Source organism: Cohnella silvisoli (assembly GCF_021190915.1).
GTDB classification, from domain to species: domain Bacteria; phylum Bacillota; class Bacilli; order Paenibacillales; family Paenibacillaceae; genus Cohnella; species Cohnella silvisoli.
In genome coordinates this window covers 18760-41730 of record NZ_JAIOAP010000015.1, presented here as the reverse complement: position 1 = coordinate 41730, position 22971 = coordinate 18760, and the positions used below count along the sequence as shown (strand labels likewise).

Annotated in this window: 24 protein-coding genes; 17 read left to right on the top strand and 7 right to left on the bottom strand. The window is 49.2% G+C overall.

The features are described from left to right. Positions 1-529: 529 nt before the first annotated feature. The gene (locus K7P76_RS24170; RefSeq protein ID WP_232187938.1) at positions 530-1027 is read left to right on the top strand and encodes a DinB family protein; all 498 of its coding nucleotides are present in this window, start codon (positions 530-532) and stop codon (positions 1025-1027) included. A gap of 125 nt (positions 1028-1152) precedes the next feature. Here the strand turns inward: K7P76_RS24170 and K7P76_RS33755 are convergent, their stop codons facing one another. Continuing rightward, a complete protein-coding gene (locus tag K7P76_RS33755) occupies positions 1153-1296 on the bottom strand; it encodes an S-layer homology domain-containing protein (protein WP_373692485.1) in 144 nt (47 codons plus the stop codon). Between the two features lie 300 nt (positions 1297-1596). Here K7P76_RS33755 and phnC point away from each other — a divergent pair, with 300 nt between their 5' ends. The 3 genes from phnC to phnE (K7P76_RS24155) are packed head-to-tail and all read left to right on the top strand — an operon-like array spanning position 1597 to position 3945. Beyond that, on the top strand, positions 1597-2379 hold the full coding sequence (gene phnC / locus K7P76_RS24165; RefSeq protein ID WP_232187937.1) for a phosphonate ABC transporter ATP-binding protein: 783 nt from the start codon (positions 1597-1599) through the stop codon (positions 2377-2379). Further along, positions 2366-3154: a phosphonate ABC transporter, permease protein PhnE gene (gene phnE, locus K7P76_RS24160; protein ID WP_232187936.1), complete on the top strand. Its 789-nt coding sequence runs from the start codon at positions 2366-2368 to the stop codon at positions 3152-3154. The genes phnC and phnE (K7P76_RS24160) overlap by 14 nt, the downstream gene beginning before the upstream one ends. Continuing rightward, entirely contained in the window at positions 3151-3945 is a 795-nt protein-coding gene (phnE, locus tag K7P76_RS24155) for a phosphonate ABC transporter, permease protein PhnE (RefSeq protein WP_232187935.1), read from the top strand. Before phnE (K7P76_RS24160) ends, phnE (K7P76_RS24155) begins: the two co-directional genes overlap by 4 nt. 73 nt (positions 3946-4018) lie before the next feature. Here the strand turns inward: phnE (K7P76_RS24155) and K7P76_RS24150 are convergent, their stop codons facing one another. After that, positions 4019-5026, bottom strand: a complete 1008-nt coding sequence (locus K7P76_RS24150; RefSeq protein ID WP_232187934.1) for a phosphate/phosphite/phosphonate ABC transporter substrate-binding protein — start codon at positions 5024-5026, stop codon at positions 4019-4021. A gap of 161 nt (positions 5027-5187) precedes the next feature. Here K7P76_RS24150 and K7P76_RS24145 point away from each other — a divergent pair, with 161 nt between their 5' ends. The 6 genes from K7P76_RS24145 to K7P76_RS24120 all read left to right on the top strand — a co-directional run bounded on the left by K7P76_RS24145 (position 5188) and on the right by K7P76_RS24120 (position 11382). Continuing rightward, on the top strand, positions 5188-6777 hold the full coding sequence (locus tag K7P76_RS24145; protein ID WP_232187933.1) for a bifunctional metallophosphatase/5'-nucleotidase: 1590 nt from the start codon (positions 5188-5190) through the stop codon (positions 6775-6777). Between the two features lie 18 nt (positions 6778-6795). After that, entirely contained in the window at positions 6796-7434 is a 639-nt protein-coding gene (gene trhA / locus K7P76_RS24140) for a PAQR family membrane homeostasis protein TrhA (protein ID WP_232187932.1), read from the top strand. 580 nt (positions 7435-8014) lie between these two features. After that, positions 8015-8671 (top strand): pentapeptide repeat-containing protein, encoded by a 657-nt coding sequence (locus K7P76_RS24135; RefSeq protein ID WP_232187931.1) that lies wholly within the window; start codon positions 8015-8017, stop codon positions 8669-8671. Between the two features lie 129 nt (positions 8672-8800). After that, complete coding sequence (locus K7P76_RS24130; RefSeq protein ID WP_232187930.1) at positions 8801-9814, top strand: ABC transporter substrate-binding protein; 1014 nt, start codon at positions 8801-8803, stop codon at positions 9812-9814. A gap of 7 nt (positions 9815-9821) precedes the next feature. Continuing rightward, on the top strand, positions 9822-10601 hold the full coding sequence (locus K7P76_RS24125; RefSeq protein WP_232187929.1) for an ABC transporter ATP-binding protein: 780 nt from the start codon (positions 9822-9824) through the stop codon (positions 10599-10601). Further along, positions 10582-11382: an ABC transporter permease gene (locus tag K7P76_RS24120; RefSeq protein WP_232187928.1), complete on the top strand. Its 801-nt coding sequence runs from the start codon at positions 10582-10584 to the stop codon at positions 11380-11382. Before K7P76_RS24125 ends, K7P76_RS24120 begins: the two co-directional genes overlap by 20 nt. 18 nt (positions 11383-11400) lie before the next feature. Here K7P76_RS24120 and brfA read toward each other — a convergent pair whose 3' ends face one another. Beyond that, the gene (gene brfA, locus K7P76_RS24115; RefSeq protein WP_232187927.1) at positions 11401-11595 is read right to left on the bottom strand and encodes a ribosome rescue factor BrfA; all 195 of its coding nucleotides are present in this window, start codon (positions 11593-11595) and stop codon (positions 11401-11403) included. A 158-nt stretch (positions 11596-11753) separates the two neighbouring features. Between brfA and K7P76_RS24110 the strand changes: the two genes are divergently transcribed. The 5 genes from K7P76_RS24110 to K7P76_RS24090 all read left to right on the top strand — a co-directional run bounded on the left by K7P76_RS24110 (position 11754) and on the right by K7P76_RS24090 (position 17270). Beyond that, positions 11754-12236 carry a DUF1904 family protein gene (locus tag K7P76_RS24110; RefSeq protein WP_232187926.1) on the top strand — a complete coding sequence of 161 codons (483 nt, stop codon included), beginning with the start codon at positions 11754-11756 and terminating at the stop codon, positions 12234-12236. A 25-nt stretch (positions 12237-12261) separates the two neighbouring features. Then, complete coding sequence (locus tag K7P76_RS24105) at positions 12262-13200, top strand: metallophosphoesterase family protein (protein ID WP_232187925.1); 939 nt, start codon at positions 12262-12264, stop codon at positions 13198-13200. 257 nt (positions 13201-13457) lie between these two features. Next, positions 13458-14024 (top strand): hypothetical protein, encoded by a 567-nt coding sequence (locus K7P76_RS24100; RefSeq protein ID WP_232187924.1) that lies wholly within the window; start codon positions 13458-13460, stop codon positions 14022-14024. Positions 14025-14745: 721 nt separating this feature from the next. Further along, entirely contained in the window at positions 14746-16812 is a 2067-nt protein-coding gene (locus K7P76_RS24095; RefSeq protein WP_232187923.1) for an Ig-like domain-containing protein, read from the top strand. A gap of 188 nt (positions 16813-17000) precedes the next feature. Further along, positions 17001-17270 carry a DUF1294 domain-containing protein gene (locus K7P76_RS24090; protein ID WP_232187922.1) on the top strand — a complete coding sequence of 90 codons (270 nt, stop codon included), beginning with the start codon at positions 17001-17003 and terminating at the stop codon, positions 17268-17270. Between the two features lie 95 nt (positions 17271-17365). On the opposite strand, the gene K7P76_RS24085 is transcribed toward K7P76_RS24090, so the two are convergent. The 3 genes from K7P76_RS24085 to K7P76_RS24075 all read right to left on the bottom strand — a co-directional run bounded on the left by K7P76_RS24085 (position 17366) and on the right by K7P76_RS24075 (position 19769). Next, positions 17366-18223: a hypothetical protein gene (locus K7P76_RS24085; protein ID WP_232187921.1), complete on the bottom strand. Its 858-nt coding sequence runs from the start codon at positions 18221-18223 to the stop codon at positions 17366-17368. Positions 18224-18291: 68 nt separating this feature from the next. After that, entirely contained in the window at positions 18292-18747 is a 456-nt protein-coding gene (locus K7P76_RS24080; protein ID WP_232187920.1) for a bactofilin family protein, read from the bottom strand. A gap of 2 nt (positions 18748-18749) precedes the next feature. Next, positions 18750-19769, bottom strand: coding sequence for a M23 family metallopeptidase (locus K7P76_RS24075; RefSeq protein ID WP_232187919.1), 1020 nt, complete (start codon positions 19767-19769; stop codon positions 18750-18752). 193 nt (positions 19770-19962) lie between these two features. On the opposite strand from K7P76_RS24075, the gene K7P76_RS24070 reads away from it, so the two are divergent. Continuing rightward, positions 19963-21057, top strand: coding sequence for a ParM/StbA family protein (locus K7P76_RS24070; protein WP_232187918.1), 1095 nt, complete (start codon positions 19963-19965; stop codon positions 21055-21057). Between the two features lie 66 nt (positions 21058-21123). On the opposite strand, the gene K7P76_RS24065 is transcribed toward K7P76_RS24070, so the two are convergent. Continuing rightward, positions 21124-21969, bottom strand: coding sequence for a helix-turn-helix domain-containing protein (locus K7P76_RS24065; RefSeq protein WP_232187917.1), 846 nt, complete (start codon positions 21967-21969; stop codon positions 21124-21126). A gap of 141 nt (positions 21970-22110) precedes the next feature. Here K7P76_RS24065 and K7P76_RS24060 point away from each other — a divergent pair, with 141 nt between their 5' ends. Beyond that, positions 22111-22929 (top strand): phytanoyl-CoA dioxygenase family protein, encoded by an 819-nt coding sequence (locus tag K7P76_RS24060; RefSeq protein ID WP_232187916.1) that lies wholly within the window; start codon positions 22111-22113, stop codon positions 22927-22929. Positions 22930-22971: the final 42 nt, after the last annotated feature.

Here is a 22971-nt window from a genome sequence, read left to right as displayed (position 1 = left end):
ACGCGGTGAAAAGAATGAATATTAATGAAAAATCAGAATGGGTAAAATCATTAGAGAGAAGATTAATAGCCACTTATATTTACTGAGGAAACCCAGTAAGGAAATAATAATCATGTTGAATAACAAGGGATATGTGTATCCAGTTTTCAGTAGAATAATGATGTAGTAGTGATTTTCTTGTAAAACAACTAGAGTTATATCAATTGCCGCAAGACAAATTAGGCACCAAAAGATTCTTGATCTAATTAGATTTTTTATTTTTAGTTGCACCCAATATCACTCCTATAACACATTGGACGATTGGAATAATATGTTGGTTGCAAGAAAAAGAGAAGGTTGCCTATTGACGAAAAAGGAACAACGTCGCCAAGATTGGGTCGCGCATTGCCCAAGGCGCGACCCTCGATGAACTCAAGTACTAGCTAACGTCGAACCATTCCGAACGACCGAACGTCAAACGACCGGGACTAGAGCTTTCCACTCGATCGGAATTTATAGTATGCTAAACCATAAGGGAGGAGAGGAATTTATGGTTAAACAACTGATCGTCGGCGACGCAACGCATGAACTGGCTGCTACGCGCCGCATTCTGGAACGCTTGCCCGAGGAGCATATGTCGTGGAAGCCGCACGAGAAATCGATGACGCTCGGCGGGCTGGCCACGCACCTGATCAACCTGCTGAACTGGCAAATCGCGATTCTTCAGTACCCGGAGTTCGATCTATCGACCGTGCCGCTGCGGCGGGAGCCTTTGGAAAAACGCGTTGACGTTCTGGAGGAGTTCGACGCGAACTTCGGTAAGTTTGAAAAGCTGCTCGCCGAATGCGACGAGAAAACGCTCGGCGAGGAATGGACGCTGCGCCACGGCAACCATATCATCCTCCGCGAGCCGCGGGCGATCGCGCTCCGCACCTTCGGATTAAGCCACATGGTCCACCACCGGGCGCAGCTCGGGGTATACTTGCGGCTTCTCGATATTCCGGTACCGGGCATGTATGGTCCCTCGGCCGATGAGGAAGCCCAATGAACTAAGTTTCTCAATCCGATACGTGCCAAACAGTCGCAGGGCACCGGCATGACCGCCGGTACTCTGCGACTGTTTTTATTGCCGAAGTAATGAATCGGCAGCCTTCTCTGGTGACTTTTTCTTAGTTACATATGCAAAGCTTCCAGCAGCTTGTATATCGTGACTGCTGCTTCCGCCCGTGTAGCCGTGTCGAGCGGATGGAATGTGCCATCTTCGCGACCGCTGTTTTCGCGACTATAAACCTTTTCATGCGCAAATCCTCCTTCAATCCTACCTATTCAGCTCTCATTCTAGCAAAAGAAAATCCGTCAAACGATTAACGAAAGTTAACTTCTCGCATTGTTTTTTCAGTGGGTTCATTTTCATATGATTATTAATAATATTCGCTATTTGCAGGGCTGTTAGGTTATGCGCACGTTAAAAGATACGCACAACTGTAAAGGGTTTGTTAAATTACAAAATCCCGGAGGATTACTCTGCGCCACGCCGAAATACTGCTAGGAATGCCGCTCGCGCGCATAGCGTTCGACATATATAGACAGCATTCATAGCGGAGGTTTGCATAAACGATGATAGAATTTAGGAAGGTTAGTAAAGTGTATCCCGGCGGAACGGTCGGATTGAACAACATCGACTTGAAAATCGAACCCGGCGAATTCGTCGTAATCGTGGGCCTATCGGGAGCGGGCAAATCTACGTTGCTCCGTTCCATCAATCGGCTGCACGAAATTACCTCGGGAGAAATCTTCATAAGCGGCAAGTCGATAACGTCTGCGGAAGGACGACAGCTTAGGGTCATGCGGCGAGGCATCGGCATGATCTTCCAAAGCTTTAATCTAGTGAAGCGTTCCACGGTACTCCGCAACGTGCTTGCTGGAAGAGTCGGCTACCGTTCGACGTTTCGTACGTTACTCGGCCTATTTCCCAAGCATGATATGGATTTAGCTTTCGGCGCGCTGAAGCGGGTTAACATGCTGGAGAAGGCTTATCAACGGGCCGATCAGCTGTCCGGCGGCCAACAGCAGCGCGTTTCGATCGCTAGGGCGCTAGCTCAGGAAGCGACGATCATTCTCGCGGATGAGCCGGTTGCTTCCCTTGATCCGCTGACGACCCGTCAAGTGATGGACGATCTGCAGAGGATTAACCGCGAGATGGGCATCACGACCGTCGTTAACTTGCACTATATTGATCTGGCCAGAGAGTATGCAACGCGGATTATCGGCGTGAGGGCAGGAGAGATCGTGTTCGACGGAACGGCAGCCGAAGCGACGGATGACGTTTTCTCCGCCATCTATGGCCGTCCGGTTTCGGAAGCCGAGCGGTTGGGAGGGAAAACGGATGAAGCCATCTGAGGGCTACCCCCAAAAACCGTCCCCGAGTTTGAAAAAAGGGATGACCTTCGCTTTGTTAATCGCCCTCGTCTGGTTAAGCGCATGGGAGACGGAGGTAGATATCAACGAATTGATCGATGGAATTCCGGAAATGGGCAAGTTTATCGCGAAGATGTTTCCCCCGGATTGGGACTACATCGGAGTCGTTATCAAACCGATGGTAGAGACAGTGCAAATGGCCATTCTTGGAACGACCTTCGGGGCAATCGTCGCTTTCCCGATTTCCTTTCTTGCAGCGAGTAACGTAACTAGGATGTGGCTATTGCGGACTCCGGCTAGATTAATCCTGAATTTAACGCGAACGATACCGGATTTGCTGTTTGCCGCTCTTTTTGCCGCCGTATTCGGTTATGGACCTCTCGCAGGCACGCTTGCGCTGTCGTTCTTTTCGTTTGGAATTTTGTCCAAATGGGCTTACGAAGCGATCGAAACGATTGATAACGGACCTATGGAAGCGATGACCGCCGTTGGGGCCAATAAGCTTCAATGGATTCATTTCGGCGTTATTCCGCAAGTCATGGCGCAGTTTATCGGGTTTGCCATGTATATGTTCGAGATTAATATAAGAGCCGCGGCTATTCTCGGAATCGTGGGAGCGGGAGGCATCGGAATCTACTTGAACCGAACGCTCGGGATGTTCCGCTACGATCAAACGTTCATCATCATTTTGTTTACCCTCGTTATCGTTCTAGCCATTGATACGGTGAGCTCCAGAATCAGGGGGAAACTCATATGACCAAACCGTTCTATACCCGTTGGAAAATGTGGCTGGTGCTGGCTTCTGTGATCGTGGTATATGCATGGGCATTCTCGGGTATCCCGTTTACGGGAATCAAACAAACGGCATGGCAAATTATCCAAGCGATCTTTAAGGGTTTGTTTCATCCGGATTGGGATTACGTCTACTTGGCAGAAGGAGAAGATTTGTTGCGAGGGCTGGGCGAGACTCTAGCGATTGCGCTGCTCGGAACTTCCATATCCGTCATTCTTACGATTCCATTCGCCTTGTGGGCTTCACGAAATCTAGTCCGTACTAGACTATTCTCGGGGGCATCTACGTTCACTTTAAGCCTCATTCGTACGTTTCCGGACATTATTATGGCGATCATCTTTATCAAAGCGGTAGGACCGGGAGCGTTCGCCGGGGTGTTGACGATCGGAATCAACTCGATTGGGATGCTCGGCAAGCTGAATTCGGAAGCGATCGAGGATTTGGACATGGGACCTTCCGAGGCGTTGAAAGCCTGTGGAGCGAACAGGCTGCAGACGATTTGGTACGCTATCGTACCGCAAGCCATACCAAGCTATCTTTCCTTTGCCTTATTCCGCTTGGAGATCAACGTCCGTTCCGCGGCCATACTCGGCGCAGTAGGTGCAGGAGGAATCGGGACGCCGCTGATCTTCGCCATGGAAGGCCGAACGTGGAGCAGGGTAGGGATCATACTGCTCGGTATTATTGTATTGGTAACCTTAATCGACTGGATATCCGGGATGCTTAGGCGCAGGCTGGTACAAGGTAGATCATAGGTATGAAAAACCCGGACGGTCAGAGGCCCCATATCGATTGGGCTTCAGGCCGTCCGGGCCTGTTTGTCGCTTATTATTGCAATGCTTTAGCATATTCGCGCGCGGAGTCGAACTTGCTGTCGTCACTCTTCACATAACCTTCGTGGGAGTAAATTTCAAAAATGATTTTATGGCTGTCTTCGTTATTGCCTAAGCTGATGAAAGCGTCTTGGATCTTGGCGATCCACTCTTTGCTCATATCCGAGCGGACGGAAATGGTATCGTTCGGAATCGGAGCCGTGAAGTGAATCGGAACGACTTTGTCGAAGATGTCCGGAACATCTTTTTTGACAATGTTGCGGGCATCCTGGAAAACCGCCGCCGCGTCCGCATCGCCATTCAGTACCGCCAATACGCCTTTGTCGTGGCCTTTCATTTCAATGCTGGTGACGTCCGTATTCGGATCGATACCCGCTTTTTTCAGCTCGACTGCCGGGTACACATAACCGGCGGAAGAGGTTACGCTTTGCCAAGCGATTTTCTTGCCTTTAAGATCCGCTAATGTCTTGATGCCGGAGTCGGCTTTAACGATAATCATCGATTTGTAGCTGTCCACCAATTCAGTCGTCGGGGTTCCATCCTTTTCGTTAACGCCGAAACGTTGCGCCTGCAATATAACCTCAGCCGCGCCCATTTCCTTAGCTTGAATATAAGTGTTAGGAGGCAGGAAACCAACGTCTACCTTCTTGGATTGCATCGCCTCGATGATTGTGTTGTAATCAGTCGATACGCTGACTTTGACGGGAATGCCCAGTTTATCGGACAGCAGCTTCTCAAGCGGCTTCGCTTTAGCCTCAAGCGTTTCGGCATTTTGAGAAGGCACGAATTGCACGGTTAATTCCGTTGGTACATAACCTGTTTCTTCCGGGCTCGAGCTGGCTTCTTCACTTGTCGTTGATTGCTCGCTAGCCGTCGACTCTGGGCTGGTGGACGGTTCCACGCTCGCGTCCGAGTTGTTGTTCTTGTTGCCGCACCCGGCGATGATGAGCAGTACGATCGAGACGATGAGCACTAAACGCAATTTCGGTAAACGGTTAAGCATGATTTCTGTCTCCTCCTCTTTCTATAGGCAAGAATGGGTACTACAACCATTAATCTAACAGCGAACTATTTTGGTAATTGGCGCTAAGTATTAAATCTAGTCATTCAATTGTAAAATTTTCCGTTAACAAATAAATAGTGGGTTGAAAGGGATGATATAGGGTGAACGACATTCAAGCCGTCCAACTTACCGTGCTGGCAACGAGCGACATACATGGGCATGTTCTCCCGATCCGTTACGTAGATAACGAAGCCACTGAATACGGGCTGTTGAAGCTCGCATCTATGATAGAGGAGACGCGCCGCGAACAGGAAAATGTATTGGTCATCGATAACGGGGATTTGTTACAGGGAACTCCTTTTGCTTATTATCATGCTTGCTTGGACCAGACTGCCGCCCATCCGATCGTTGCTATAATGAACAGACTTGGGCTTGACGCTTTTATCCCGGGTAACCATGAATTCAATTACGGGCTTTCTTTCGTTAACCGAGCGTGGAAGGAATCCGCCTATCCATGGCTGTCCGCTAATGTATTGAACAAAGAGACGGATGAGCCGTATTTTGGATGCCCCTATCGAATATTTACTATGCCGGGCGGTGCCAAGGTTGGTTTGCTTGGATTAACGACGCAGTACATCCCCCATTGGGAGCAACCTGTTCACATTGATGGCTTGTCCTTTGAATCCGCAGTGGATGCGGCTAAGCGATGGGTTCCGTATATGAAAAAAACAGAGGGTGCCGATATCGTCATCGTGTCCTATCATGGAGGGTTAGAGCGCGATGCTCGCACAGGCGAAGAATTAGAGGAACAGACCGGCGAGAACGAAGGTTGGCGGTTATGCGAGGAAGTCGAAGGCATTGACGTTCTTATTACCGGACACCAGCATCAGAGAATAGTGGGGGTGCAGATTCGGAATACGTGGGTCGTACAGCCAGGTTATCAGGGGAGTTGTCTCATTGAAATAAAGCTGGAGTTGATGAAAAACGTGGATAGAGCATGGGGCGTGAATGCCCGTCGTTCCCGACTTCGCGAGGCGAGTGAGGCACAAGCGGATCCTTCTTGGATTGAGAGGGTGCAGGCGAGCGAAGATAACACTCAGCGTTGGCTTGATCAGCCTTTATGCGAAGTTAGGGGAGAGATGCGAATCGTCGATCCTATGGCTGCGCGTCTAATCGAGCACCCGCTGGTGGAGCTCATTAATCGGATCCAGATGGAAGCGGCAGTAGTATCGATTTCATGCACCTCTTTGTTCGATAACCTAGCTCCAGGGTTTGGTCCATTAGTATCGATGCGCGAGGTGACGGCTAATTACCCTTATCCGAATACGCTTAAGGTATTGCTTCTGAGCGGCGAGGATATCAGGGAAGCTTTGGAATGGACGGCAGCTTACTTTGCTCGTTCTGAAGGGGGCGGCCCCATCAACGTTGATCCTTCCTACCTCTATCCGAAGCCGCAGCATTACAATTACGACATGTGGGAAGGCATTGAATATGCGATTAACGTGTCGCGCCCTGTTGGGAGCCGCATCGAGGGATTGAAATACAAAGGGCAACCGATTGATCCGCAAGGCGAATTCGAGGTAGTCATGAACCACTACCGAGCATCCGGAGGCGGCAATTACCGAATGTTCCGCGGCAAGATGATCGTCCGGGAAGTCACGGTTGACATGACGGAGATTATTGCCGAATACTTAACGAAGCAGGGCATCGTTTATGCTCAGGCGAATAGCAACTGGAAGGTTCACAGCTAAGAGAAAGGCGGTACAACAATGGCAGATACACATGTATATACGAAAAGAGAAGAGATCGCCAACGCGATCACTCACGGCATAGGAACGTTGCTCAGCATTGCCGGACTCGTGCTGCTGATCGTATTCGCAAGCTTGGAAGGAACGGCTTGGCACGTCGTGAGCTTCACGATATTTGGCGTCACGATGCTGCTGCTTTACACGTCGTCCACGCTCGTTCATTCTTTTCCGGAGGGCAAGGTCAAGGATTTGTTCGAGACGTTCGATCACTCGTGTATCTATTTATTCATCGCCGGCACCTATACGCCGCTGCTGCTCGTCACCCTGCGCAGCCCGCTCGGATGGACTTTATTCGGAATCGTGTGGGGGCTTGCGGTTGCGGGCGTCGTTTTCAAAGCCTTTTTCACGAAAAAATTTCTCGTATTGTCCACGCTTTTCTACGTCATGATGGGCTGGCTGATCGTCTTTGCCTGGCATCCGCTTCAAAGCTTGTTAATGCCAGGAGGGATTCGTCTACTGATCATCGGAGGGCTGCTCTATACGGTCGGCTCCGTGTTCTACATTTGGCGCGGTTTCCCATACCATCATGCGGTGTGGCATTTGTTCGTCGTTGCTGGCTCGGTCATGCATTTTTTCGCTATTTTGCTATATGTGCTGTAAGTCGTCGGGGATCATTCCTCTTGAAGTAACCGTAAATCCTGCGCTGCCGCGATCGCTTGCGTCCGTGAAGAGACGCCTAACTTGCCGTAAAATAGAACATATGTTCTATTTTATTTTATTTTAACATAATTCAATCTCCAAAAGTAGGTTTTTTTGACAGGAGATCAAGAAGTCACCGATTCACCGCCCCCTTAGCTCTTAGCATCGCTTGAAGAGCGTCCTCTCGGTGGTTATGATAGAAGCTGGGAGTTACTCGAAATAATCGATTAATTCCTCAAAAAATGGCCCAATTGCTGGGAGTTACTCGAAGAAACCGATTAATTCCTCAAGAAAAGGCCCAATTGCTGGGAGTTACTCGATTAAATCGATTAATTCCTCAAGAAAAGGCCCAGTTGCAGGGAATTACTCGAAATAATCGATTAAGTCCTCGAGAAAAGACCCAGTTGCAGGGAATTCTTGTCGGCGACGGTAACGTCATATTGGTTACTCGAAATAATCGACTAATTCTCCTGCCATAGCCATCTAAGCAACAAGCGCGCGGAACATAGCCTTAATTATCACGCAATTGGAGGCATATTTTATGGCAACAAAGAAGGAAAAGAGCACTTTGGATGGTCCCAGAATTCCCGACCAGCTAGCTTCACTTACGGCTGAGGATTACGAAATTCAAGATAAGCAGGCCTTCGAGAACGGCCGATTCTCCCAAGGAACGATAGCCAATCAAACGGCTGACAAAGTGAGCTTCGATCGCGTTATTTTCGAGAATATCGTGTTTGATCAGATCAATTTGGAGAGAGCCGAGTTAACGGACGTCGTATTTAACCGATGCGATCTGTCGAACGCGAACTTCCGCGATTCCATCTTGCACCGGGTTGAATTCAACAATTGCAAGATGCTAGGATTTGATCTATCGAATTCGACGATGCGTAACGTCAAGTTCGATCAATGCAACGGTCAATACTCGGTTTATCGGTTTGCAGATCTAAAGCAAGTTAGCTTTCAGCAGAGCAACTTCGATAAGGCGGATTACTATCAGGCTGTCCTATCGAAAGTAGAGTTCACCGAAACGGGTCTCGATCAGACGCAATTCTCCGGCGCGAAGCTGGCAGGGATCGATTTGAGCAGCTGCGAATTTCAATCCATTGGTATAACGTTGGAAGGACTGCAAGGCTGTATTGTGACTTCGGATCAGGTGCGTTCTTTTGCCCACTTACTTGGTGTTGTTATTAAGGATTAGTTTGTTTTCCTGCTTGATCCAAAAATAGAACACGCGAGTTAAGCTTTGAATAAGATATTAACTTAATCAAGGCTTATTTTGCATACCGGTTTTCATTATTAAGAAAGCCAATGAGAGGGAGAATCCATCATGACGATTGTGAAAAAAACGTCCTTGCTGCTCCTTTGTGCCATGCTTCTGATTTTAGCCGCAGCGTGCGGCAATAACAAAAACGACAAAAAAGAATTAGCAACCGTCAAATTCTCGGAAGTCATCCATTCTATTTTCTACGCACCCCATTATGTGGCTATGTCCCAAGGGTTTTTCAAAGATCAAGGGCTGAATGTAGACATGAACACGGCTCAAGGATCGGATAAGGGGGCCGCCGCTTTGATTGCCGGCACGGCGGACATCTCTTTGGTCGGACCGGAAACGAGCATCTACATTTACAATCAAAAAGGGGATAAGACGCTTAAGGTCTTCCACCAGCTCACTTCCAGAGACGGTTCGTTCCTCCTGTCCCGCGAGAAGCTCGGCAACTTTAAGTGGAGCGACTTGCAAGGCAAAACGATTATCGGTTGGAGGCCCGGAAGCGCCCCTCAAATGGTTTTGAATTCCACCTTGCTCAAGGAAAAGGTGTCGGATGTCAAAGTCGTTACGAATATCGCCGCTCCAGCCATGGCAGGCGCGTTTACCAGCGGACAGGGAGATTTCATCCAATTGTTCGAGCCGGTAGCATCCACGTTGGTGAAGGAAGGCAAGGCTTATTTCGTCGCTTCCTTGGGCGAGGCATTTGGACCTTTCCCGGAAACCTCTTATGTAGCAACGTCGGATTTCATTAAAAAAAATCCCGAAATCATTCAGAAATTCTCTAACGCGGTTGCCCAAGGCGCCAAGTGGCTAAGTAATGCATCAAACGATGAAATCACGAAAGCATTAAAGCCGTTTTTCGAGGGGACGCCCGAAGACCTCATTATTCAATCCGTCGAGCGATATAAGAGTCAAGGAACTTGGTCGACGAACCCGGAATTGACCAAAGAGCAATTCGAAACGCTGCAAAAAGTGCTCATAGAGAACGGCGTGCTGAAAGCCGATGCGAAAGTGACAAACATGGACGATATTGTGGATATGAGCTTCGTAAAAAATATCGGAAAATCGGAATGATGACGTTATGGCGCAAATCGAGCTGAGAGACGTAGGGTTGAGTTATTTTACCCTGAAGCAAGAGACCGAGGCATTGCGCGATATTAACTTATCGATCGAACCTGGTGAATTCATCAGCATTGTAGGGCCGAGCGGCTGCGGGAAGAGCACGCTGCTCAGCTTGATTTCCGGAATGCTTAAGCCGACTAAGGGGAAGGTCATGATCAACGGCACCGAGGTGTCCGGCACCTCCCCGAAGGTGGGCTACATGCTGCAGCACGACCATTTGTTCGAATGGCGAGACGTGCTTAGCAATCTGATAGTCGGAGCGGAAATTCGCAGAATGCACCGGGGAACCGCGAAGCGGAAGGCATATGAATTGCTCAAGCGCTACGGATTAAGGGAGTTTGTGAATCACAGTCCCTCGCAACTATCCGGGGGTATGCGCCAGCGGGTAGCCTTGATACGAACGCTGGTAGCGGAACCGGATATTTTGCTGCTCGACGAACCGTTCTCCGCGGTGGATTACCAGACTCGGCTGACGCTATCGGAAGAAGTATTCCACATTATTAAGGATCAGGGGAAAACGGCGGTTCTCGTCACCCACGATCTGTCTGAAGCGATCAGTATGGCGGATAGGGTCATGGTTATGTCGAAGCGGCCGAGCACGATATCCACTGTCTATTCGATTACGTTCGATGAAGGCAACGATTTGTCTCCTTGGAAAAAACGGGAGGCTGGCCGATACAATCAGTATTTTAACGCGATCTGGAAGGAGTTGGAGGAGCATGTCGTCACCTCTGTATGACAACTACCTCAAAGTCCAGAAGCGTAAGCTGCGGTTGATCGGTCTTGCCCGCTTGTCGATACTTGCGGCTTTCGTTATTTTGTGGGAATTCGCAGCCAGATGGAAGTGGATCGATCCGATGCTGACGAGTAAACCTTCGCAGCTTCTAGCTTCCTTCCGCGAGTTGGCTTTCGACGGAAGCTTGCTTAGGCATACTTGGATTTCCGGCTTAGAGTCCTTGATCGGAATCGTCATCTCGATGTTGCTGGGAACGGCCATCGCCGTCGTTTTCTGGTGGTCGACATTTGCTTCCAAAGTGCTAGAGCCTTATATCGTCGTGCTTAATGCGCTGCCTAAGGTCGCTCTCGGCCCGATTTTCTATATTTGGCTGGGTGATCGTTATTCGATATATGGTATGGCGGTTGCGATATCCATCATTGTGACTATCATTATGGTCGAGAGCGGATTTAAGGAAATCAGCAGGACGAAACTCAAGCTCATGGAGTCTTTCGGAGCCACGCGATATCAGATGCTACAGATGGTGCTGCTGCCCGCAAGCGTTCCTCATTTCATAGCGACGTTAAAGGTAAATGTTGGTTTAACGCTTGTTGGAGTCGTGATGGGGGAGTTTCTGTCCTCTAAAGCGGGGCTCGGTTATTTGATCATTTATGGCGGTCAAGTATTCCAGATGAATTTAGTCATGGTCAGCATTATGATGCTGGCGCTTCTATCCGTCATTATATATGGGTTCGTTAATCTGTTGGAGCGCTATGCCAGGAAAAAATACAATTATGAGTCGTGATGAGTCGTCGCATTCTCTTTAACCGGCTATAATAAAATCAGCGCCGTCGCGGCTGCCCTTGTGTCGGCATTGCGTTCGGCGCTGTTCTGCTTTCTTGTTCTGTACGACCTGTGTATGCGGTTTGCGATGCCATTGAATTCGGCTCATTTCGGGATTGTTAAGACCCGCCTGTTCCGTTTTACGCCTGCGTTGCTTGTTTTTCGATATACCCATTTTCTGAAACACCTCCATGTTTGTTACGATCATACCGCAATCGATTCTTCCTTTGCAATGGGCAATGCTTGTCGGTTTTAACGAAAAGGAGTAAAATCGTACGCGAGATCTGAGCTATGATGAAACCTGAACGCATATAACGAAGGAGTACCTATTAGATGCCTCACTTGCTTATACGGGGAGTTTCTCCCCATCAAATCCGTGTTATTAGTAAAGCTTTAGTGGCGGAACTAGCCGGTTTATGCCAATGCCCTGCCGATCATATTTTGCTAGAATGCTTAAATACGAGTGCGGTATTCGACGGGGAAATCGTTCCCTCGTACCCGTTCGTTGAAGTGAATTGGTTTGACCGCGGGCAGTCTGTTAGAGATCTCGCCGCTGAATGCATTGATCGGCATGTACGATCGCTGGGTTTTGCCGAGGCCGAGGTCGCTTTTAGGATATATGATGCTGACAGTTATTACGCAAATGGAGTGAAGCTATCTTCGGGTCGTGCTGATGAAGACGTTGCGCGAGCTCTCCAGGAGGAAAATCATCGGCTCAAAGAGGAGCTTCAGAAAACGAGAAAAGCGTTGCAATCGAGCCAAGCTAGCTCGACTTCCCACATGTCTAGCAGGTTATACGACGCGCTAAGAGAGTAGTAGTTATCCAACTGCGAGGTATTCCATGAACAAAACTATGCGTTATCGCCTGGACGGAACTTTCAAGATCGTACAGTTCACCGACCTCCATTGGAAAAACGGGGATCAGCGGGATAGGCGTACCCAGGCGCTTATGGAAAGAATCATTATGCAGGAAAAGCCGGATCTTATCGTATTTACCGGCGATGTGATTGAAAGCTTGCGTTGCAAGGATCCTATACAATCATTCCGGAATGCGATTGCGGTTGCCGAGGGGAGCGGTATTCCTTGGGTTTCGATATTCGGTAATCATGACTGCGAGCAGGAAGTGACGAAGGAACAATTGATGAAAGTGCAGCTAGAGTATGTAGGTTCGCTGGCTGAAGCGGGTCCTCCGGAAGTGGACGGAGTCGGCAATTTCATCGTTCGGGTGTCGGATTCGCACGGGGAAGTAGCCGCGGCTCTTTATTTTCTCGATAGCGGCGATTACTCGGCTCTGCCATCCGTCCGCGGTTACGACTGGATACGCAACAGCCAAGTGAATTGGTTCCGGTCGCAGTCCCGTGAATTGCAACAGCAGCATGGTGGAGTTCCCGTGCCTTCTCTCGCATTCTTCCATATCCCTCTTCCGGAATATCGTCAAGTATGGAACTATAATACGTGTTATGGTCATCGTTACGAGAAAGTGCATGCTCCAATGCTTAACTCGGGTCTGTTCGCGGCGATGGTGGAATCGGGAGGTGTGATGGGTACGTTCTGCGGCCACGATCATACCAATGATTACATCGGAGAGCTGAATGGCATCCGGCTATGCTATGGGCGGTGCACCGGTTATAACACCTATGGCAGGTTGTTATATCCCAAAGGAGCGCGCGTCATTCAATTGAAGCTTCGGGAAGGTTTTACGACCTGGCTGCGCCTCGCGAACGGCCGGATAGCGATGAACCCCCGCAGGCATTTTCCTAATTGGTTTTCTAGGGTTTAATGGGAGAACCTGAGTTCAGAAATGATTCAGAAAGAGTGAAAGAAGCTTGCCAAGCAGCCTTGAATTCGGTATCGTGACACATAAGAAGCTTGCCAAGCAGCCTTGAATTCGGTATCGTGAACACATAAGAAGCTTGCCAAGCAGCTCAGAATTCGGTATCGTAAACACATATTAAGCTTTTAAGCGTGAAGCACACGCCGTTCGTTCCTTTTAACCGGAGCGGGCGGCGTTTTATTTTTCTCAAGGAGGCGATTAGGGTGTTCGAGAAGGAGTATGAAGGATTTTGGAATGAGCAAGTTCGAGGTGCTGGCGGGCAGAGGTTGGAGATGCTTCAGAGGGATTTGACGGGAACAAAAAAACTGTTGGAGATGGTGCTGCTGCCGGTACTCGGTTCGTTCAAGGGTTTGGTGCTCGAGTATGAGATGGTAAGTCTGTCAGGCGTGAAAATATACGGCGACGTATTTAACCCACTAATACGGACCGTGTTCGAGGAGGAAAACTTTGTCACGCACGCGGAGATGATTACAAGAGAACGTTTCTCGTTCGAAAGGGCACGCGCGCGTTCCGTTGCAGCGCTTGGATACACGTATTTTCCGTATAGTCGGGATGAGCTTGAGAAAAAACCGGATTTCTGCCAACGAAACCTGTACGAGTTAATCGGCCGAATCGGAAATGCGGAGGGGGTAGGTTTGCACCAGTTGCCCGTTTATGAACGGGAGGTAATCAGATTTGCTTTGTTTCGCAATAAACCTTTTCGTATCGCGGACGTAAGCGTATGCTTCAGCATAACAAAGAGACATGCAGAAAAGTATTACGAGATTTAGAATCCAAAGGCTTGGTCTTTTCCATTGGAGGTGGTATGGCTAGATGCCATGAGTTCATGATTACTGAAAAGGCGGCGTCTCTTCTATATCGTCAAAAGTAGGGGCCGCGGAAGGGAGTTACTCTATAATTTCAATCAGTTCCTCTGTGGGAGGGGCATCGGCGAGGAATTGCACTAAAAATTGGATTAATTCCTGTGTGGGAGGGGCATCGGCGAGGAATTGCACTAAAAATTGGATTAATTCCTGTGCGGGAGGGTCATCGGCGAGGAATTGTACTAAAAATTGGATTAATTCCTGTGTGGAAGAGGCGTCGGCGAGGAATTGCACTAAAAATTGGATTAATTCCTGTGTGGGAGGGGCATCGGCGGGGGATTACACTAAAAATTGGATTAATTCCTGTGTGGGAGGGGTATCGGCGAGGAATTGCACTAAAAATTGGATTAATTCCTGTGTGGGAGGGGCATCGGCGGGGGATTACACTAAAAATTGGATTAATTCCTGTAAAGTCGGAGCATCGGCGAGGAATTGCACTAAAAATTCGATTAATTCGAACGCAGCAGCAATCAACGGAGGAGATCACCTCCTGGACATGCTCCATATCGTTTCAAAATTTTAAAATTTTTCTCATTAACGAAACAAAACGTATCTTCTCTGCGTCAAATAGTTTGAACCGCCGCAACTGAACCGAGCCAAACTAGGGCGGACAAGAGGAGGTAGCGGGATGAAAAGAATCATTGTGAGTTTGCTTTCTTTGCTGATGCTGTTTAGCGTGCCGTTTACGGTTGCGGGAGCGTCGAATTTAACTACGGAGCAGAAGTTCGATGTATTGAAGCAGAAAAATATTTTCACCGGATTTGCCGATGGCAGCTCTAGATTGTATGAATCCATGTCTCGGGAGCAACTGGCAGCGATATTATTCCGATTGTTGGAGCTTCCGTCAACGCTGTCGTCGCCGAGTTACGACGATGTTCTGAAAACGCGATGGTCTTATCAGGAAATTGAAGCGGTCACTCGCGCCAAACTGATGGGAGGAACAGGAAACAAGGTGTTCTCGCCGATGCAGAACGTCACGGTGGAGCAACTCGCAGCGGTTTTCGTTAGAAGTTACGGGTTGTCGGGCGGCGGATCTACGCCGGTTACCGGTACGGTATCCAAGTGGGCAAGAGGAGCCGTCAGCTTGGCATTGGATCGTAAGCTGATCCCGCAACTAAGCGATTATACAATGGACGCGTCTCGGGCTCTATTGGTTGAAGCTGCCTATGCCGTATATGAGGATACGCACGTCGAGCCGCTGCACGTTCGATCGGTTGAGCCGCTTTCGTACCAATCCGTGCGGGTGAATTTACAGCAATGGACCGACAACGCAGATATAAGCAGGTTTTTGTTAAAGGATAATTACGGAAATAAAAGAAGCATTCAGCAAGCGACATTAAGCCAAGACGGGATGTCGGTCACCTTGTGGACCGATCGGCTAGTCGGAGGCGTAACTCACACCTTATACGTGGATGGCGTTGGATGGAATTACGTTACTATTCCGGATGATACGACTAAACCGCAAGTCACTTCCATGGTCAGCAACACGAATCGGACTGTGGAGATTACGTTCTCGGAGCCTGTAGACACGAGCACCGCGACCAACGCCTCCAACTACATGCTCAATAACGGTTTGAAACTAACAACGATTCAGATTTCCTCCGACCAACGGAAGGTAATCTTTACGACTTCCGAGCCTGTGGATGGAAAGACCTACCAGCTTACGATCCGCAATGTCAAAGATTTGGCAGGCAACGTGATGGATACCCGCAGCGATTTGTATTTTGTGGGCTCTAACGATAATACCAAGCCTAAAGTAACCTCAGTGCAAATTAATGCTAATGCGACGATAACCGTTAAATTCAGCGAGAAGATCAGGCCTGAATACGCAGTGCTTAACGATCGGTATAGCATCGATAAAGGACTGTCGGTCATTCAAGCGGTAATTGATAGCGATGGTCGAACCGTCACCTTGAAAACATCCGCTCAACAAGATGCCACGTTATATACGTTAACGATCGCGAACATTCCTGATATGGTGGGTAATGTAATGGATCCTTCCACGAATTGGAGGTTTGGAGGAGTTGCCAATCCGGGAAGCCCGATTGTTTTGCAGAGCGTGCAGCCGACCGATCGCAATACGTTGGATGTTACCTTTAATCGTGCCTTGACGGATACGGATGTGAAAAATTTCAAATTGACGATAATCAATGAAGATGGAACTCCAGTGGCATGGACGGACTGGCAATCTTATTCAAGACGCAAATGGGGAAGCGATAGAGCAGTGACTATCCAATTCCGTAACAAAGAGACCAATCCGAATCTGTTTCGTGAAGGTCACGTATATGTCGCGAAAATATCGGGAGTGGCGGAGCTAGTAACCACGAATAACGCGGATCGATATACATTCGCCGGCACGGATATAATTAATCGCGACCCCTTCGTGTCACAGGTAATCGCGCTTGGCCGCAAACAAATCAAGGTGATGTTCAGCGAGCCAGTCAAGAATGTGGATGAATCCGCATTCCGTATTCGGGAAAAAGACGGCGGCACGGTGAACATTGATTTCGATGAGCTTAACGATACTGGAAAAGTCGTTACCGAAGTTGTGCTTAGACTAGTCGATGAGCTGCAAGCTAACAAAACTTATGCGATGACTTTCCAGCCGAATATCATTACCGATGCCGCAGGATGGAATGGACTCAAGACATCTGAGGGGTCTAATCCATACGTTGTTTACTTTAACGGCATGTAATCAAGTTTCCGCTTAAGTGTTACTGTTCGTCCGTCAAACATGCTCGTTTATGCCCTCTGAATCGCGATGCTGCGGTTCAGAGGTTTTTTTGTTCACAGATAAGAAGCGTGGAAAATACACTTGTTTCTCTCTCAGACTTCTGTAAGATTAAAATGGATTGATTTCAGGGAAACGAGGCTAGCTAATAAATGAATGCACAATATTGGATTGCAATCGGGATCGTTGTTAACCTTATTACTTTATCTTTAATGGCATACGATAAGTCGCAGGCGCGCAAGCATGGAAGAAGGGTGCCCGAGAGGACGCTGTTTCTCTGGGCGGCTATCGGGGGAGCGGCGGGGGCCATTGTCGCGATGAGAATATGGCGGCATAAGACGAAACACCCCTCGTTCGTGTTCGGGATGCCCGCGTTGCTGCTTTTACACGTTGTGCTTTTGTACCTGTTCCTTCAAGATTAAAAAAACTCACGTCGGAGAGAGTGAGCCGGAACGATGATTAAAAAAAGGTACTGTCTCACAAGTCGTTGGACTTAGGAGACAGTACCTTCTGGGTTTTAGGGGGTTGTTGCAACGAGCTTCTCGAGCAGCTTGCGCGTATCGGCCCATTTTTCTTCGGTGGCGCGCACGGCAATAATCTGATGCTCTCCGGACATTTCAATGCCTTTGAACACGGGATTTCCGGTAACGTCGATTCCGTAAGGGTGATCCTCTTTGTCCTCATCCGTGCGGCCAAGGCGGAGCTTATCCTTGGGAACGTTCAGTGAAGACCATCCTTCAAATTGATTGAGACTGACGAATGCCCCTTGGGCGGACAGGCTCTTGAAGTTTTTCTCATCCGTAATATAGAGCTCGGATTTTTCGGTCATCAGCATAAGCACGCTTTTCTGTTGCATGGCCATGTCCTGCTGGCTTTTGATTTCCGTGGGGACGAAAACGAGCGTCGTAGCTATCCGTTTCCAATCGGGAACGAGCTTCAGCATGTTCTGCTCCAGTAAACCGACGTCCGCGAAGTAGAAGTTGCCGAATACGCTCACGGATAGATTCGCCGGAGGCAAGTTGGCGGCCGCCCGCCTCTTGTCGATTCCGTCTTTAATCATGTAGCCGGCGATAAGTACGATAATAATGCCGACGATCACGTGCAGCTTATAATAATAGAAAAAATGACCAAGCTTAGTCGGTTTCTCGACGGTAGTGGATTTCTGCGATTCGATTCCTAAGACTAGATTGTACGCGCGGTTGACCTCCGCTAGATCGAGCGTGCTGTCCTCGCCGTCGTTATCGGCGGCACGGGATTGTTCTGCACGCGCTTTTTTCATTAATATAAAATAGCGATTTTCCACTTGTTCCCGGGTAGCGTCTTCTGGCAAACCCAGTATTTCGTATGCCTTTTTCAATTCTTCCAATTCGCTCACTCCAGTCAACCTTCCGTTCTGTCTGCCTACTTATGCATCATACACGAATTGCGGAAGGGCGCGCAAACTTACCAGGTTTTCAGTACGGCAACCGCTTCGTCTTCGGAAGCAATCGGGATGCTCGGTTCCGGTTCGCGCGTTACGGTTTTCTCTTCGGGATGGGCAACCATTTCCTTGATGTCCATCTTGCTTGAGCCTTGGAAAATACCGCCGGATTCGATGGACAATTCCGCCGCGGATAAATTCCCGTTTAATTTCCCCGAAGCTTTGATCGTCAACTTCCCCTTAGCGGATATGTTGCCGACGACTTGTCCGGCTAAGATAACGTTGCGAGCGATAATATGGGAACGGGCGACGCCGTTCTCACCTATGGTGACGTCTCCGGCGCTATCGATATCGCCAATGATCTGACCTTCTACGCGTATTCCGGCATCCGATTTGAGTTTCCCTTCGAACAGGCTTCCTTCGCCGATCAGCGTATCGGTCATGTTCGGATCGATTTTGCTCTTTTTATTTTTGAACATCGTCAGTTGCTCCCTCTAGTCGCATTAAGATATGGCCGCGGATCTACATTCTCTCCGTTTATGATGACTTCGTAATGAAGGTGGGGGCCGGTACTGCGTCCCGTGGAGCCGAGCTCGCCGATGATATCGCCTTTACTTACTTTCGCTCCGACTTCGGTCAATATTTTGCTCAAATGCGAATAATGCGTACGAACTCCGTTGGCGTGGGAGATCAGCACATTATTGCCATGGGAAGAGCTTCTTTCCGCGGAGATGACGGTTCCATCCGCAGCGGCATAGATCGGATCGCCCGTATCGCCGCTTATGTCCAATCCGGCGTGAAAGGTAGCCCGATGGGTGAAGGGATCCTTACGAATGCCGAACAAGGAGGTAACCCTGCGGGAGTCCGTCGGCCATATCGTAGGCGTAACTCGGAGCCGCTTCAATTGCTTGGTTACGGCATCTTTGGTAATCTCGAGCTCTGGCTTCAGCCATTCGATCTGTTGGCCGATGGATAGGAAATCATCCCGCGTTTGATCGACAAGCAATCCCATTTCGCCTTCGGTAATCGGGACCTCTTCGCCTCCCGTTCCCCCGTCCATGGAGATTTGCTCCTCGTCCGCAGTGACCGCCTTAGACGATTGATCTAAAGTTCCTTTTGTTTTAGCGGAGCTGCCCGTTTCAATGCCGACCATTTTCTTTAACTGGGATTCCAGGTTCTTAATGTCGGCCATTCGGTCGTTCATTGTTTTGGCTTGCTCGGACAAGTCCGCCACGTTCGTCTGAAGCACATCGATATGCTCGTTCTTGCTATTAATGATTTTTTCATATTTGCCGGTTGCAGCGGATAATTGCTGTTGCAGCTGCCCGATTTGGCCGGTATTTCCTTTATACAACAGAAACGCGGTTAAGGCGCCGGCCAGCAATGCGATAACGATGACTAGTCCGATTACGAGTATGACTGCCGATAGTTGGAAACGAATCACCGAGCTGTTCGCATCCGGGATCACCATGAAGGTGAACTTCTTATGTCGCCACTTCATTGCTTTCCTCCTGCTTGTTCTACATCCTCATCTCAAGTTACTTCGACTTATTTGTCGAATATTCCTTTTTTTCTTAAAAAAATGAGAAGAATCATTAGTGGAAAGGAGGAATTTGTCGGAATAGGGCGAATCCAATAATAAAGAAGACGGTTGGAATAGGCTAACATTCGGATTGGAGCCTGGGAGGTTCATAATGATTAAATTAGCAGGAATAGATATTGGCAACGATAGCGTTAAATTGGTCGTGAGCGGATCGAATGAACCCGTGATCATTCCGAATATCGTATCTCCGGGATACGAAAGACATATTCTCCAAGAGGAAGACGCACCGCTGAAGGCGCTTGACGTAATGGTCTACAGCCCGAAACTTAAGAAGAAGAGCCAACGTTACTTCGTTGGATTGCTGGCTTCAGAGGATCAGGATAACGCAGAGCTGGAGGAAACCGATAACAAGGCGACCAGCGATCAATCGCTCATCGTTGCCTTGACGGCTCTTGCTTACGCGAGCGTGACGAGCGTGGCCCATTCCTTGCAGCCGGGGCAATCGATCGATCAAGTTGAATACGTGATCGGCACAGGCTTACCGGTTCGTACTTACGCACGGTTCCATCAATCATTCGAAGAGCGGCTCGTCGGCGAGCATGAAGTGACTTTCCTGTCGACTCCTAAGCTGCGCGGACGTACGGTTCGGGTGAACATCCGCCGGGCAATCATCTCGATCGAGGGCGCAGCCGCATTGTTTCACATGGCTACGCACGAGAACTTGCAGGTAAGGGACGAAGAGCTCTACTACGGCTGCATCGGCATTTGCGAGATGGGAGCATTAACGACGGATTTCCCGGTCGTAAAGCGGATGAGCATCGATAACCAATTCAGCACGGGCGAGCAATTAGGCCTTGCCTCTTACTTAGACTCCATCATTCGCGATGTCGAAGACCAATACGGTTATCGCTTCCCGAGTCGGGCGAAGCTCGTACAGCGGATTCGCAAACACGAGTTCATCATTCAACGGGTTGGAGAAGGTCAGGCCGACATTCGGCCAATCGTCGATAATTACTTTAGCCGCGCCGCTCAGAAGATCGTAGACTTGATTCGCAAGCGCTGGAAGAAGTACCCGGATATTCAGTGCTTCTACGTCCTAGGCGGCGGCGCCGCTGCGCTTAAGCCGTACATAATCGATGCAGCCGAGAACATGCGGCTTCGTTTCGTGGAAGATAGCGAGCTGCAGAACGTGTATGGTTACCTGAAACTGGCTAAGAACAAAACATCGCAATCGGAAGCTGTGTAAAATAGGATAGAAGAAACCCCCACCGCATATGGTGGGGGTTCTTCGTGTGTGTGGGTACAAATGCAGTTACTGGGTTTTATGCTTCCTATACCTGTAAGCAGTCGGGGGCATGCCGTAGTGCTCGGTGAATATCCGGGTAAAGTGGAACGGGCAGTTGAATCCGACGTCCGAAGCAATTTGCGTGATGCTGTTCGAGGTGAAATCCAGCCATTTGGCGGCTTGTTCTAATCGGAAGCGCCTGAGCGTGCGCATGGGTGTTTCGCCTACCTGATCTTTGTAGAGGTGGGATAGTCGTGAGGGCGAGAGCGATAGGCGTGCGGCAAGGTTTTCGACGGCGTGCTGCACTTCAGAATTTCTGCTCATATAATCGATCAACTCTGCAATTCTAGGGTCCATGATCTTCTCTTGCGTTGTGCGGGAGCTTTCTTCCGCTGAAATCAAAATGATCTCCTCCAGTGCATGCAGCGCATAAGAGCCGCTGAAGGAAGAGGTGCCAAGGTTATCGTCGATCAACCGTTGAAAGGCTGAGACAAGACGCTGCTTGCCGGATTCCCGTTCAATGGACAGTGCTAAGAGGCCTTCTCCGGCCATTGGCAATTGGAGCCATGGCAGCCAATGGGGGCGGGGGAGAAAATGGACCCACATGAATTCCCATACGCTATTATCCCCGGTAGCATAGTGCTGCGGAATGCCTGGCGGAATAACGACAAGGGTGCCGGCTGTACTTGTATAGACGAAATCCTTGACCCGAAATAGCCCCTCGCCTCCTAATGTGTAGGTGAGCATCCAGTCTTGTCTCCCCGCGGGGCGGTGCTGGTGAAAGCCGAATGGAGAAGCGAATTGTCCGGTCATCAAGATACCCGCGGGAAAATGGTAGGCTTCCTCTCCATCATGATATAGATTATTTGTCATCAGCTTTCAAGACTCCTCCCGAACTCTCGTCAAAAATAGCAGTTTTGTATAGGTATATAGCATAGCCGTCCATTCACGGGAGATGCCCTCCATTTTACAATTGAAGACGAACGAATTCAAATGTGACAAGGGGAGTGAACGATGAGAGACAATCCGCCAGAAACGCTATCATCCGATCAGTTGCTGCAGTTTCATACAGACGGCTATCTAGTCATACGCCAATTATTCGAGCAGGTTGAAGTTGCCGAAATCAGGAACACGTTTATGGATATTCACGCTGGTCCGCCGATCCCGGGCTTTTTCGAACCGCTTGGCGAGAAGGAGGCCGGTGACGATATTTTGAAGAGATATCCGCGAATTTTGCAGCCGCACTATTTTAACGCGACAGCTTTGAAGTTCATGCTCCACCCCCGCTTGATCCCTATTCTGGCCGATTTGTTCGGCGAGGAGCCTTTGGCATCGCAAAGCATGTTTTATTATAAGCCTCCTGGGGCAAGAGGGCAGGCGCTTCATCAGGATAATTACTATTTAAAGGTCGAGCCGGGGACCTGTATTGCGGCATGGACGGCGATCGACGATTGCGATATGGCGAACGGAGGAATGATGGTCGTGCCGCAAACGGGCGAGATCGATTTGTTCTGCCCGGAGCAAGCCGATTCTCGAGTATCTTTCACGCAAGCGATCGTCCATGTTCCTAAAGGGATGAAGGCCGTCTCCGTGGAGATGAAAGCGGGAGATACGCTCTTCTTTAACGGGAATGTCATTCATGGCTCAGGCCCTAATCGAACCTCCGACCGCTTCCGACGGTCATTCACCTGCCATTATGTTGGCGTTTCGACGGAGAAGCTTGGAAGCTATTTCAGTAAATTGTATCGCGCAGACGGGAGTGTAATCCAACAGCGAATCAATGCGGAAACAGGTCCATGCGGCGATGAGTTTGCGGGTTTCTACGGGCATTAGCTGTTAGCGCATTCCCATTCATCCCCCTAAGTTAGTTTTTAT

Coding starts and splice junctions, on each gene's coding strand:
- K7P76_RS24170 (WP_232187938.1), top strand. CDS start 530: ATGGTTAAACAACTGATCGTCGGCGACGCAACGCATGAACTGGCTGCT.
- phnC (WP_232187937.1), top strand. CDS start 1,597: ATGATAGAATTTAGGAAGGTTAGTAAAGTGTATCCCGGCGGAACGGTC.
- phnE (WP_232187936.1), top strand. CDS start 2,366: ATGAAGCCATCTGAGGGCTACCCCCAAAAACCGTCCCCGAGTTTGAAA.
- phnE (WP_232187935.1), top strand. CDS start 3,151: ATGACCAAACCGTTCTATACCCGTTGGAAAATGTGGCTGGTGCTGGCT.
- K7P76_RS24150 (WP_232187934.1), bottom strand. CDS start 5,026: ATGCTTAACCGTTTACCGAAATTGCGTTTAGTGCTCATCGTCTCGATC.
- trhA (WP_232187932.1), top strand. CDS start 6,796: ATGGCAGATACACATGTATATACGAAAAGAGAAGAGATCGCCAACGCG.
- K7P76_RS24135 (WP_232187931.1), top strand. CDS start 8,015: ATGGCAACAAAGAAGGAAAAGAGCACTTTGGATGGTCCCAGAATTCCC.
- K7P76_RS24130 (WP_232187930.1), top strand. CDS start 8,801: ATGACGATTGTGAAAAAAACGTCCTTGCTGCTCCTTTGTGCCATGCTT.
- K7P76_RS24125 (WP_232187929.1), top strand. CDS start 9,822: ATGGCGCAAATCGAGCTGAGAGACGTAGGGTTGAGTTATTTTACCCTG.
- K7P76_RS24120 (WP_232187928.1), top strand. CDS start 10,582: ATGTCGTCACCTCTGTATGACAACTACCTCAAAGTCCAGAAGCGTAAG.
- brfA (WP_232187927.1), bottom strand. CDS start 11,595: ATGGGTATATCGAAAAACAAGCAACGCAGGCGTAAAACGGAACAGGCG.
- K7P76_RS24110 (WP_232187926.1), top strand. CDS start 11,754: ATGCCTCACTTGCTTATACGGGGAGTTTCTCCCCATCAAATCCGTGTT.
- K7P76_RS24105 (WP_232187925.1), top strand. CDS start 12,262: ATGAACAAAACTATGCGTTATCGCCTGGACGGAACTTTCAAGATCGTA.
- K7P76_RS24095 (WP_232187923.1), top strand. CDS start 14,746: ATGAAAAGAATCATTGTGAGTTTGCTTTCTTTGCTGATGCTGTTTAGC.
- K7P76_RS24090 (WP_232187922.1), top strand. CDS start 17,001: ATGAATGCACAATATTGGATTGCAATCGGGATCGTTGTTAACCTTATT.
- K7P76_RS24080 (WP_232187920.1), bottom strand. CDS start 18,747: ATGTTCAAAAATAAAAAGAGCAAAATCGATCCGAACATGACCGATACG.
- K7P76_RS24075 (WP_232187919.1), bottom strand. CDS start 19,769: ATGAAGTGGCGACATAAGAAGTTCACCTTCATGGTGATCCCGGATGCG.
- K7P76_RS24070 (WP_232187918.1), top strand. CDS start 19,963: ATGATTAAATTAGCAGGAATAGATATTGGCAACGATAGCGTTAAATTG.
- K7P76_RS24065 (WP_232187917.1), bottom strand. CDS start 21,969: ATGACAAATAATCTATATCATGATGGAGAGGAAGCCTACCATTTTCCC.
- K7P76_RS24060 (WP_232187916.1), top strand. CDS start 22,111: ATGAGAGACAATCCGCCAGAAACGCTATCATCCGATCAGTTGCTGCAG.